The sequence below is a fragment of the Collinsella sp. LCP19S3_H3 genome, from assembly GCF_052119145.1.
Classification (GTDB): Bacteria; Actinomycetota; Coriobacteriia; order Coriobacteriales; family Coriobacteriaceae; genus Collinsella.
Window position 1 is genome coordinate 91198 of sequence record NZ_JBQKFW010000003.1, and the last position, 12910, is coordinate 104107.

Here is a 12910-nt window from a genome sequence, read left to right on the forward strand (position 1 = left end):
GCAGGCAGGCACAAGCCCATACCCATGTGGCCCAAAATGGAGCACGCGGTCGGACAAGAAGCCCCGCTCGTTAGCTCCCGCAGACCATTGCTGCATTTTCTGAGCATCGGCGCACGGCGCGCCCATGCGAGCTACACTATCCCCTTAAACGAGGATGCGAGGAGGTACGCCATGCTATTTGTAAATCGTCTGGTACATACACTTGTTCCTGGCAGCAAGGGCGAGCCGGTCGATGCATCTTGTCGCACCAACGCGGGCTTTGCCGCAAGCCTCATTTGCATTGGCCTCAACATAACCCTGTGCTTGGCCAAGGGCATCGCGGGTCTGCTCGCCAGCTCTGTCTCGCTTGTCGCCGATGCCTTTAACAACCTCTCCGATGCCTCGAGCAACATTGTGAGCTTGCTCGGGTTCCGCCTTGCCAGCCGCCCGGCCGACGAAGGTCACCCCTATGGCCACGGCCGCTACGAATACCTCGCCGGCTTGTTTGTCGCCGTCCTCGTTTGCGCCGTCGGCATCAACCTGGTGCTCGAGTCCATTACCAAGATCATCAAGCCCTCCCCCACCGCCTACACGCTGGTCTCCCTAGCCGCCCTCGTCTTATCCATGCTCGTCAAATTATGGATGGCCGCATTCAACCGCGCGCTGGGCGACCGCATCGACTCGGAGACGCTCATCGCCACGGCGCAGGACTCCAAAAACGACGTCATCACCTCGGGCTCGGTCTTGGCGGCGGCGCTTATTTCGCAGACGACCGGCTTTGACCTCGATGGCTGGGCAGGCCTGGGTGTGGGTATCTTCATCTGCATCAGCGGCATGGGCCTGGTGCGCGACGCCATCAGCCCGCTGTTGGGACAAGCGCCCGACCCCAAGCTCGTCCAGGAAATCTGCGACAGGATCATGTCGTACCCCCAGGTCTTGGGCACACACGACCTCATGGTGCACGACTACGGCCCCGGCCGTCAGTTTGCCAGCGCACACGTGGAAATGCCCGGCGAGGGCGATGCCTTTGAGCACCACGAGATCCTGGACACCATCGAGCACGATATTAAACGCCAGATGGGCATCGACATCACGCTGCACTGCGACCCCATCGCCACCACCGGCGATGACCTGCGCGGCTGGGTCAAGCGTGGCGTCATGCAGATCGATCCCGCGCTCTCTATCCATGACCTGCACGAGCACGACGGGTTCGTTTCGTTTGACCTGGTGCGTCCCGACGGCTTTCGCATCTCCGACGACGAGCTGTTGGAGCGCGTAACGCATATCGTGCACGAGCGCAGGCCCGATGCATCATGCGTTGTCACGTTTGACTCGGGCTTTAGCTCGCCCGACCGTCCGGCCGAACAGCTGTAATCGACAGCAAAACGGGACGCAGGACCGCCGACCAACGCGCCCATGCGCCCGGTCACGCAATCCTGCGTCCCGTTTTTGTTTGCACCGCTGAGGCTCTAGCCGCTCGGCCGCTAGTTTCCCTGCGCGCCCGAAATGCCGTTTTGCAGGGCATCCCAGGCGTTCGTTGCCATATCGCCCAGGTTCTGTGCAGTATCGCCGAGATTCTGAGCCGTGTCACCCAGCTCTTGGGCCTTGTCTCCCAACTCCTGTGCCTTGTTGCTCAGGTCCTCCAGCGTGTTAGAGCTCGAGCTGTCCGTGGCGCCTTGGTCGCCGGACGCGTTGCTCGACGAGCTGTCCTTGCGCGTGAGCTGAATCTCGAGGTTACCGTTGTCGTTATAGTAGGCAGACGTCACGACCCAATTGGCATCGACAACAGGTGTTGAGCCATCATCGGTCAGGATCACGGCGTTCGAAAGGTCGGCCCCGCGCGACTTGAGGAGCTTCTTGGCGTTTGACCAGTACTGACCCGGGATATCGCTCAGGTCGACGGTGCCGGACTGGACAGTCTCGGTCTGCTCGGCCGTGGTATCAGTCGTGGCGCCCCGCTTGTTGAGCATGCCCGACACGATGGCAAACACAACCGACAAGGCAAAGAAGATCGCCAGCACGATGAGGATCTTCTTAATCACGCTCGACGAACGCGAAGGCTTCTTCTCCTCGTCCTCGCCATACTGGGGGATGGACTTGGGATACTCACGATACGGCTCGCGCGCGTATCGGTCGTGCGACTCGTAGCGCGGCTGTGCCGTGCGCGGCATATACGTCGTCTGCTGGGGCTGCGGAATGGGATTTTGCAGCAGGTCATCATAAGGGTCTACCGCCGCGTTGCCGTAGGGGTTCTGCGATGAGACACCATGCGGGTCCTGCGCCGCGCTTCCGTAATTCACAACGCGCGTGGGATCGGCCGACACCTGCGTCGTATCGGGGGCAGCGTAGCCGGGATTCGGCACGACGCGGGTCTCATCGGCGCCATTGCCCGTCCGCAGGGAGCCGTAGCCACCCATTACGGTCGTCTTGTCCTGGTCCATGCAACGATTCCTTTCCGTCGCCCGTAAGCATCAAGTTATCCATGCATTCTACCCGCGCAAAAGCCTATGATGGACAAAGCCCGCCGGTATCTACAAGACATGCGCGGGCCTAAGGATCAAAAAGCCCCGCCGGGCCTTGGTAGGCGCGGCGGGGCGGGCAAGCGGCTATGAGCAGCAGGCTTAGAACAGGCCGGTGATGTTGCCGTCGTTGTCGACGTCGATGTTCTCGGCCGCGGGAACCTTGGGTAGGCCCGGCATGGTCAGAACGCTGCCGGTCAGCGCGACCACAAAGTGGGCGCCGGCGGAAACCTTGAGCTCGCGCACGGTGATGCGGAAGTTCTCGGGCGCGCCCAGAGCCTTGGCGTTATCGCTAAAGCTGTACTGGGTCTTGGCGACGCACACCGGCAGGTTACCAAAGCCGTTCTCGCGCAGCTCGGCGAGCTGGCGCTTGGCAGCCGGCGTAAAGTCGACGCCATCGGCGCGGTAGACCTTGGTGGCAACGGCCTCCAGGGCGTCGGCCACATCGGCACCGTCCTCGTAGGCAAACTTGAGCTCGCTCGGCTGATCGATCAGGCGCATGACCTCATCAGCCAGGTCGAGCGCGCCCTCGCCACCCTTGGCCCAAACCTCGGACAGCTTAACGTTGACGCCGAGCTTCTGGCACTCGGACTCGATGAGCGCAAGTTCGGCCTCGGTGTCCGTCGGGAAGCGGTTGATGGCGACCACGCAGGGAAGACCATAGACGTTCTGGATGTTGTCGACGTGACGCAGCAGGTTGGGCATACCGGCCTTAAGGGCCTCGAGGTTCTCGTCGTTGAGGTCGGCCTTGGCGACACCGCCGTTGTACTTAAGCGCGCGGGCAGTGGCGACGACCACGACGGCGCTGGGGCGAACGCCCGTCATGCGGCACTTGATGTCCAGGAACTTCTCGGCACCAAGGTCGGCGCCAAAGCCGGCCTCGGTAATCGCAACGTCGCCAAAACGCATGGCCATGCGGGTGGCCATGATGGAGTTGCAGCCGTGGGCGATATTGGCGAAGGGACCGCCGTGGACAAACGCGGGCGTGCCCTCGAGCGTCTGCACCAGGTTGGGCTTGAGCGCATCCTTGAGCAGCGCGGCCATGGCGCCCTGGGCCTTAAGGTCGCGGGCGCGGACGGGCTCGCCGGCATAGCTGTAGCCGACAACGATCTCGCCCAAGCGCTCTTTGAGGTCGCTGATGCTCGTGGACAGGCACAGGATTGCCATGACCTCGGAGGCAACGGTGATATCGAAGCCGTCCTCGCGCGGCACGCCCTGGGCCTTGCCGCCAATGCCATCGATAACATGGCGCAGTTGACGGTCGTTCATGTCGACGACGCGCTTCCAGGTGATGCGCTTAACATCGATGCCGAGCTGGTTGCCCTGCTGAATATGGTTGTCGAGCATGGCGGCCAGCAGGTTGTTGGCGGCACCGATAGCGTGGAAGTCTCCGGTAAAGTGCAGGTTGATGTCCTCCATGGGGATGACCTGGGCCCAGCCGCCGCCGGCGGCACCGCCCTTGACGCCAAAGACGGGGCCGAGCGAAGGTTCGCGCAGGGCCACGGCGCTCTTGACGCCGCGACGACGCAGACCGTCGGCCAGACCGATGGTCGTGGTGGTCTTGCCCTCGCCCGCAGGCGTGGGATTGATAGCAGTCACGAGGACAAGCTTGGCCTGGTGATCGGACGGCTCGTTGAGCAGTGAATAGTCGACCTTTGCCTTGTCGAAGCCGTACGGAATCAGGTGCTTTACGTCGACGCCGGCGCTCTTGGCCACCTCGGTAATGGGCAGCGGCGTGACGGAACGTGCGATTTCGATATCAGTAGGCATGGGCGGTCCTTTCGTTACCGGATGAGAAAAAGACCAATTCAGCATAGCACGGGCGCGCAATAGTAAAACGCCCATAACCGATGAACGGCGATATGTTTATCCAATGCCCAGCGATAGCCTGACAGCCCGCCAAAACAAAGCGCCCTAAACGGTAGGTTCAATCCCCAGGTGTTCAAAGGTGCGAAGCGTTGCCTGGCGACCCTGCGGCGTGCGAATCATCAAGCCGCACTGCAGCAGGTAGGGTTCGTAGACATCTTCGAGCGTACCCGGATCCTCGCCCACCGCGCTGGCAAGGGTCGTCAGGCCCACGGCACGGCCGGAGAACGTCTTGGCGAGCGTCTCCAAGATGCGAATGTCCATCCAGTCCAGACCAAGCTCATCAATCTCAAAGAACTCGAGCGCCTGACGGCAGATATCAAGCTCAATAGGACCGTTGCCGCGCACCTGGGCGTAATCGCGCACGCGCTTGAGCAAGCGGTTGGCAAGACGTGGCGTGCCACGCGAGCGTGAGCCGATCTCGAGCGCGCTCGGATGGTCTATTGTCACGCCCAAAATGGTTGCCGAGCGCGTCACAATCTGGGCAAGCTCCTCGACCGTGTAGTAGTCCAGGCGATACGAAATACCAAAACGGTCGCGCAGCGGGCCGGTCAGCATACCCGAGCGGGTCGTTGCCGCCACCAGCGTAAACTTGGGGATATCCAGGCGAATCGAGCGCGCCGCCGGACCTTTGCCAATTACGATATCGAGCGCAAAGTCCTCCATCGCGGGATACAGGACTTCCTCGACCGAACGGTTGAGACGGTGGATCTCGTCGATAAACAGCACGTCACCCGGCTGCAAGTTGGTAAGGATGGCCGCCAGGTCGCCGGTGCGCGCGATGGCCGGGCCACTCGTCGTCTTAATCTGAGCGCCCAGCTCGTTGGCGATAACGGTGGCCAGCGTGGTCTTGCCCAGACCCGGAGGGCCCGAGAAGATCACGTGGTCGAGCGTCTCGCCACGGCTCTGCGCCGCCTCGATCAGCACGCGAAGGCTCTGCTTGATATGCTCCTGACCGCAATAGTCGTCCAGGCGCTGGGGACGCAGGGTACGGTCGACATCGAGGTCCTCGGGCGTCAGCTCCGAGCCCACCATGCGCTCACCGTGCGCCATGGATGCCGCCGGCGAGCTGCCGGGCGTCGCCCACAGGTCCTGAGAGTCATCGGCTTCCCACATCACGCATCCATTCCGAGTCGCTTAAGCGCCGCGCCGAGCAGATCCTCGACACGCATATCCTGCCCATCATACCCGCTCAGAGCGACATCGGCCTCCTGCGGGCTAAAGCCCATGGAAAGGAGTGCCGCGCGGGCATCATCGATGGCCGAGGGAGCGGCAGCAGGCACGGGCATCGCAACCTGTCCGGGAATCACGTCGACCGGCACAAAGCCCTTATCCTTGGCAAAGGTACTCTTGAGCTCCAGAATGAGGCGCTGAGCTGTCTTTTTACCCACACCGGGCACCTTAGCCATGCCCTTGTCGTCCTCGGCCATCACCAGCGAATACAGCTGCCCTACGGTATAGGTGGAAAGCACGGCGAGCGCCAAGCGCGGGCCAACGCCCGAGACGGACACGAGCCGGTCGAACATTGTGCGCTCATCCTTTGAGGAAAATCCGAAAAGTGTCATGGCGTCCTCGCGCACCTGCATGCGCGTGTAGAGGCGGACCTCGCCGCCGGGCGTCGGCAACGTGGCCGCAGTGCTGCCCGAGATGCCGAGCTCAAAGCCCACGCCCGACACATCGACGACAGCAGAGCTCATCGTGGCCTCGACAAGCGTTCCGTGGAGCTGGGAGATCATCAGTATCCGGTTCCTCTCTGTTGATAGAACTCGCCGCCGGTAAGCGCTCGGGTGCGGCTGAGGTTAACGTGGCAGATGGCGCAGGCCAGGGCATCGGCGGCATGGTCGGGGTGCGGGTCGTGATCGAGCTGCGTAAGCGTACGCACCATGTAGGCGACCTGTCGCTTATCTGCGGCGCCGGTGCCCACAACAGCCTGCTTAATCTGCATAGGCGTGTATTCGCCAATCTCGAGCGCGCACTCCGAAAGCGCCACAAGCGCAGCGCCGCGGGCATGCGCCGTGGGGATGGCCGAACGAACGTTGGCGCCAAAGTAGATGCTCTCGATAGCAGCGGTATCGGGACGATAGCGTTCGACAACGCCCTTGAGGTCGCGGGCGATATGCGACAGGCGCACCGCGAGCGGGCTGCCCGCACTGGTCTCGATGCAGCCATAGGCACGACAGCGAACCTCGCCACGTCGCTCCTCGATAATCCCCCACCCCGTATGGGCCAAACCAGGGTCGATACCCAAGATAACCAAGCCAACCTCCCCTCGCCACAAGCGCAGCGCAAGGCAAGGCCCCACGCACTATTCACGAACGTCTGTTCTAGAATAACACAACGGGGCCAAGATGCTTAGTTAAAGCATCGGGGTTGGGAGCGAATCCTATCCCCAGTTTAGTTCTGCGAGAAAAAAGGAAACTGACGGGGATCCACCGGCGGATGTGGCATCGGCGTACCCTGGGGACCGCCCTGCGGTCCGCCCTGGCCGCCCATCATCCTTTCGATGGCGTCCTGGACCTCGCCCTCGAACTTTTTCATCCCCTCGTGCAAACGACGCTGACCGTCCTCAGAGCGCAGCTCCTCCATCTGCTCGGGCGAAATACCCAACAGCTCACCCAACAGACCCATCATCTCACCGCGCATGCGATCGCCCGTATCGCTATCGGCAAAGCGGCGCACTTCGGCGCGCGCCAGTGAATCAACCGTCATGTGCTCCTTGCCGTTGAGCCCCAAATCGGACCACGCAAGCATGTACGGCCAAGCGCGCTCGGCAAACGAACGGGCCGAAACGATCGGCGCCGTCGGCAACATGCGACGGGCAGCCTCACCCTGTCGAACGAGCATCAGCAGCAGCGAGCAGGCCTCAGGCTTGCCAGCGGCCATCGGGATGTCGTCGAAAGATCGATTGCGATCCACGTGCGCCTCGAGCGCGCCATCGACCTCACCCGGCTCAAGCCCGCCGAGCAGCTGTGCCGCGCGGTCGAGCATATCGACCGGACCGTCGAGCGTCGAGAGCGCCTGCGCCAGCACTCGCTCCATACAATCTTCCACCGCGTTGAGCGTCACGAGCTCTTGGGGCACCACGGCAGACGTGCGGTTGCGCACGCGCGCCACAAACTCAAGCGTCGACAGGTACACATCGCCAAAGGGCGCAAAGTCGCCCTGGTAGCCACCGGACAGTGCGGGCGCCGCCAGCGCGTACTCGGTCTTGGAGAGCGGGCTCAACGCCATGGCGCCCAGCTCGAGCGCCGTATCCTCGAGCATCAGCCCCAGCGCACGCGAGCGCAGACGCTCGGCATCGCCCGCCGACACGTCGCGATCGAGCACACGCGCCGCATCCGGTGCGTCGCGCTCGACGGTGCGAATGTGCAGGCGCTCGGCAATCGCGCGGACGGCGGCACAGCGGGCAGCCTCGGCCTCTTCCTGAGCCGGCGTAAAGATACGGTTGCGCCCCAGCACAAGGCCAATCACATTACGCGGGCCCAGAGCGTCAACGGCAAGTGCCGCCAGCAGGGACGACGGCAAGTCACCCTCGAGTGCCACCACAGCACGCGACGCGCCGCGAGCGCGGGCATTGTCGCGCACGGCGAGCACCAGCGCCTGCCACAGCCACGCCTCGGAACGAAACTCGGGCAGTTCGTGATCTTCCAGGGCATCGAGCATCACGCCGCGCTGAATCTCCTGAACCAGCAGGCTCTCCTCAAAACACGGCGCCTGGGCCACCACGCGACCGCAGTCGTCGAGCACAAACGAACCGCCGGTATACACCGACTCGTCGTACGCACCGACCGGCGCCATGCAGGCAAACCACACGCTGCGCTTAGATGCGATCTTGCGGTAGGCACCGCTGCGAACGGCGGCGATGGCGGCAGTCTCGCGGTCGGTCATGTCAAACGCGCTGAATTGGAAATACGCAATGAGGTCAACACCGGTCGGCAACATCTCGAGTTCGCGGTCCAAGTCAAAAATCACGGCGATGCGCACGCCGTCCACGTCGAACACCGGCGGCGCCCAACGCGTGTCGTTGTTCTCGCCACGCTGCAGGGCAATGCTCGATCGCGCCGGCACCACATGACCGTCCTTGAGCATCATGTAGTCGAGCAGCGGCTGGCCCTCAAACGAAACCGCCGCGGGCACGATGCAGATCATATCGAGCTCTTGGATACGCTCGGCAACACCGGTCAGGCCTGTCAGCATGTCGTGCTCAAAGTCGGCAGTACCCACCAGACCGCCGGGCAGAGCACCCATAATGAGCGGAGCCGGGACGCACAGCACGCGCGCCCCGCGCTCGTGGGCCAGACGAGCCTGGTCCTCGATGCGACCGCAAATGCCCTCAATATCACCCAGGCGCATATCGATCTGTGCAAGCGCGAGCTTCATGGCCCAGCCCTTTCCGTCGTAAACCATCAAAACCGTAGTAAAAGCGCCGGCCGCATAATGCAGCCGGCGCTTGCATGTGCATATGCTAGCTATGATACCCCGAGCGGGGGCACGCTCCTAGAACGTCGCGGACCACAGCCCATGCAGGTTGCAGTAGGCATAGACGGTACCGGTCTTGGAGCCGCCAGCGAAAAACGTCGCGGGCTTCATGCCGGGCTCAAGGTAATGGACCTCCAGGCGGCCCTCGGCCTCAAGCGCGATCCACTCGATGTAGTGCTCGGGCAGCATGGGGTGCTCCGTCGAGCCCACGCGCGCACGAATGACGTGGCCGTCGCGCTCGATCTCGACAACAGGCACGTGCTTCTCGTGCGCCGCATCCTCGGTGTTTGCCGTCAGCTCCGTGCAGCCGGCAGGGGTCGCAACGTCGTCGCCAAGAGCGGCAACGAGCTTGCCGTCGGAGTCTTTAAAGAATTTCGCCATGATGTTCTCCTTTGCTGATGTGCCAATGTTCTCGATAGTTCTTATGCCCAAAGAGCGCCGAACCATCCATGCCATTGCAAATGAACACATAACGGGTGAGGCAAGCGGTCGGGCCAGGACGAACCGGCGACCCGGCCCAGCCCGGCGGCCCCATCCCGCGCGCGGCTAGCGACCGTCGCCGCCGAGCAGCGCCAGAACGTCCTCGCGCGTGAACAGCGCCGACGAGATGCCGTCACCGCCGAGCACGCTGTTGACCAGGTCGCGCTTGGACTCCTGCATCTGCATGATGCGTTCCTCGATTGTGTCCTTGGCGATGAGCTTGTACACGGTCACGGTGTGCTGCTGGCCAATGCGGTGGGCGCGGTCGGTCGCCTGGTCCTGCGCCGCCACGTTCCACCACGGGTCGTAGTGGATGACCACGTCGGCAGCCGTCAAATTAAGGCCCACGCCGCCCGCCTTGAGCGAAATCAAGAACACCGGCACCTCGCCCACTTGGAACTGCGCAACCATCTTGGCACGGCTCTCTTTAGACGATGCGCCCGTAAGCTTAAGGAAGGCGATATCCTCCTTGGCCAGGCGCTTGCCGATGATATCGAGCATGCCCGTAAACTGGCTGAACAGCAAGATGCGATGACCGCCGTCGAGCGCGCCGTGGACGAGCTCCATACACGTATCGAGCTTGGCGCTTCCCGCCTTGTAGTCCGCGTAATGCAGATGAGGATCACAGCAGATCTGGCGCAGCTTGGTGAGCTCGGCAAGTACCTTGAGCTTATCTTTTTTGAACTCCCCGGCCTCGCGGTGCTGCACTTGCTGGGCAATGCGGTCCTGGTTGGCCAGGTAGAGCTTGCGCTGCTCGCCGGTGAGTTGCGCCATCACCGTATCCTCGATCTTCTCGGGCAGGTCGGCCACCACGTCTTCCTTGACGCGGCGCAGCACAAACGGCGACACGAGCGCCTGCAGGCGAGCGGCGCTGTCACCCTCGGCGTGCTCGACCGGGCTTTCGAAGCGTTTGGCAAACGACTCGCGCGTGCCGAGCAGGCCCGGCATCAAAAAATCGAAGATGCTCCAGAGCTCGGACAGGCGGTTTTCGATGGGCGTGCCCGTCAAGGCAAAGCGCACGCCGGCAGGCAGACGCTTGGCGGCGCGAGCCACCTGCGTGAGCGGGTTTTTAATGTACTGGGCTTCATCCAGCACCACGCGGGCAAAGTCCTGCTCGACGTACTCGTCGATATCGCGGCGCATGAGGTCATACGACGTCACGACCACGTTATGCTCGGCCACGCCGGCAATTTGCACGCGACGCTGGGCCTTAGCACCCACAATGGCGCACACATCAATCGAGGGGGCAAAGCGCTCCAGCTCGGCAGTCCAGTTGTACACGAGCGATGCGGGACATACCACGAGCGTGGGCTTAGCGTCCCCCGCCTCCACGCGCGCCAGGATATGCGCGATCATCTGGAGCGTTTTACCCAGGCCCATGTCGTCGGCCAAAATGCCGCCAAGACCCAGATGCTCGAGCGAACCGAGCCACTGGTAGCCGTCGACCTGGTAGCCACGCAGTGTGGCCTTGAGCGAGGCCGGCACCGTAAAGTCCATCTTGCCGAGCGTGTCCAGGCGCTCGACGGTGCGACGGAATGCAGCGTCGCGATCGGCTTCGAGCGCGGGCGTGCGCGCAAGCATGCTGTCGACGAACAGGGTACTCGACGCGGGAAGCGACACGCCGTCGAGCAGGTCGACAGCATCGACCCCCAGATCCTCGGCAAGGCCAAACGCGGCGCGCGCTCCCTCGTCCAGGCGAATGATGTCGCCCGACGTGAGACGAGCAAACGTCTGGTGACGCTTGTAGGAATCGAGGTAGATGGCAAGGTCTGCCGCCGAAAGGCCGCTCGCGCCCAGTTCGACGTCGAGCAGGTTACTCTTGACGGTGGCGCGCACCGAAAGCTTGGGCGCAGGACGGACCGAGATCTGGCGCAAACGGTCGCTGAGCATGACCTCGCCCAGCTCGGACAGGGCAGACAGGCCCTCAGTCAGCAAGTGGAACAGGCTCTCGTCATCGCGTTCCTCAAACGCCAGGCCACCCTCGTAAAAGTCGAAATACAGAGCCGCCGTATCCATAACGCGAAACTCTGCCACCTCGTCGCGCGGCGGCACGCCCGGGCGCTGCTCTTCGAAGGGGCTGCCCGGAGCGCCCATGCTAAAGAGATCTGCCGACCAGTCGCCGTAGGTAACCGTAATTTTGCAGGTCACAAGGCCATCGTCGACGCCGATCGCCATGGCAAAGCTTGGCTCGGGCGCCACGGTATCGAGCGCAGCGGGCGCGGTAAGGTCGGTGTAGTCGCGCAAGATAGGCAGCGCCATGCGGCAAAACTCACCCACCTGGTCGGCGGCGATATGGACCGGTGTGCGGCAGGGCAACAAGTGCGATAGGAACGGCGCGGCATGTTGGGCAAACGCCGTGTCGGTACGGCGCGCGCGGCGCGTATCGACCAGATAGGCGACGTCGCCCGAGGCAAAGCAGTACGTATCGGCCGGAAGGCGCAAGTCGTAGCTGCCCCCGGCTGCCGGCACAATCTTGGCAGCAATCAGCGGCGGGCGCTTAGCCGGGACTTCGTTCTCCCCTTCCGGCAACGACTCGACTGCCACCTCGTAGGCGCGGTGCGTCGTCGTCCCCCGCGACCAAGCAGGTTCAAAGGACATGGTCCTGCCACGCAGCAGGTCCAGCACGGACACGATGGAATACTCGGATACCGGCAACTGACGCTCGGCGACAAAACCGCTGCGGGCAAAGTCGTACGATGCCGAGCGCGAGCTCGTAATATCGCCTAGGAAGGCGACCGTCATTGCAACAAAATCGAGCAGCTTTGTCGACACGTCATCGAAAGCCTCGGGCACATGGGCAAACGTAAGCTTCTTGCCATAGGAGAACGTACCGCCGCGCACATAGGCATCGGCCATGCCGTCGATATCCTTAACCACGTAGGACACCGAGCCGCAGCGGATGCGAAACTCAAGCGCCCAGCTAAAGCGATCGGCAAACAGCGGATTGTAGTACGACACCAGCGAGGGCTCCAGCACTGCTTTGGGCGCATCGGGGTCAATGGTGCCAGCGAGCTTGCGGCGCATGGCCACGAGTTTGTCCATGCGCGCGTCCGAAAGATCGGAAAGCGCTGCCACAAGGCTCGGGCTCGTGGGCACGGGCGCCGGGAAGGGAAAGTTGGGGTTGACCGCAGATGCGCTGGGCGCGGGGCGTGTGGGCTGCTTGGACTGTGCGGGCGACACCGTAAACGTGCGGACCGGCGTACGCAAACCCTCGACGGGCTCGGCGCCGCTGGCATCCAGATACGCCAACGCCGTGGCGATGGCGTGCTTGCACATGCCGGAATAGCGGAAGGCGGCGGGACAATCGCAGTCGTAGTCGACAACCTCGTGCTCGTCCATATCGAGCGCCACGTGCGTCTTATACAGGTCGCCGCGCGAACCACGCACCGTACCCTCGATATTCACGTTTTTGGAGAAGCGCGAGCCGGAGTCCTCAAACGACAGCACGGCGCCGTTGAGCATGAGCGAACGCCCCTTCATAAAGGTACTGCTGAGCGCCGCCTCCTTACGAAGCGCCTGCACAAACGTCCCCTGCGCCATCGCTTCCTCCAATCTCACCCGGGGTAGCTAATTTGGGACGGGGCTAT

9 protein-coding genes are annotated in these 12910 nt (G+C 62.9%); 1 reads left to right on the top strand and 8 read right to left on the bottom strand.

All coding sequences use genetic code 11. The features are described from left to right. Positions 1-171: 171 nt before the first annotated feature. Positions 172-1353 carry a cation diffusion facilitator family transporter gene (locus ACTQZF_RS02285; RefSeq protein ID WP_441554463.1) on the top strand — a complete coding sequence of 394 codons (1182 nt, stop codon included), beginning with the start codon at positions 172-174 and terminating at the stop codon, positions 1351-1353. A 110-nt stretch (positions 1354-1463) separates the two neighbouring features. Here ACTQZF_RS02285 and ACTQZF_RS02290 read toward each other — a convergent pair whose 3' ends face one another. The 8 genes from ACTQZF_RS02290 to ACTQZF_RS02325 all read right to left on the bottom strand — a co-directional run bounded on the left by ACTQZF_RS02290 (position 1464) and on the right by ACTQZF_RS02325 (position 12863). Next, entirely contained in the window at positions 1464-2420 is a 957-nt protein-coding gene (locus ACTQZF_RS02290) for a hypothetical protein (RefSeq protein WP_441554464.1), read from the bottom strand. Between the two features lie 180 nt (positions 2421-2600). Then, the gene (locus ACTQZF_RS02295; protein ID WP_441554465.1) at positions 2601-4268 is read right to left on the bottom strand and encodes a formate--tetrahydrofolate ligase; all 1668 of its coding nucleotides are present in this window, start codon (positions 4266-4268) and stop codon (positions 2601-2603) included. 144 nt (positions 4269-4412) lie between these two features. Further along, positions 4413-5480: a Holliday junction branch migration DNA helicase RuvB gene (gene ruvB, locus ACTQZF_RS02300; RefSeq protein WP_128620210.1), complete on the bottom strand. Its 1068-nt coding sequence runs from the start codon at positions 5478-5480 to the stop codon at positions 4413-4415. Then, positions 5480-6100, bottom strand: coding sequence for a Holliday junction branch migration protein RuvA (ruvA, locus tag ACTQZF_RS02305; RefSeq protein WP_154515896.1), 621 nt, complete (start codon positions 6098-6100; stop codon positions 5480-5482). Before ruvA ends, ruvB begins: the two co-directional genes overlap by 1 nt. Next, entirely contained in the window at positions 6100-6621 is a 522-nt protein-coding gene (gene ruvC / locus ACTQZF_RS02310) for a crossover junction endodeoxyribonuclease RuvC (RefSeq protein WP_035137351.1), read from the bottom strand. Before ruvC ends, ruvA begins: the two co-directional genes overlap by 1 nt. Before the next feature lie 137 nt (positions 6622-6758). Next, positions 6759-8744 (bottom strand): hypothetical protein, encoded by a 1986-nt coding sequence (locus tag ACTQZF_RS02315; RefSeq protein WP_441554466.1) that lies wholly within the window; start codon positions 8742-8744, stop codon positions 6759-6761. A 117-nt stretch (positions 8745-8861) separates the two neighbouring features. Then, positions 8862-9224 carry a desulfoferrodoxin family protein gene (locus ACTQZF_RS02320; protein WP_154515902.1) on the bottom strand — a complete coding sequence of 121 codons (363 nt, stop codon included), beginning with the start codon at positions 9222-9224 and terminating at the stop codon, positions 8862-8864. 165 nt (positions 9225-9389) lie between these two features. Beyond that, on the bottom strand, positions 9390-12863 hold the full coding sequence (locus tag ACTQZF_RS02325) for a DEAD/DEAH box helicase (RefSeq protein ID WP_441554467.1): 3474 nt from the start codon (positions 12861-12863) through the stop codon (positions 9390-9392). Positions 12864-12910: the final 47 nt, after the last annotated feature.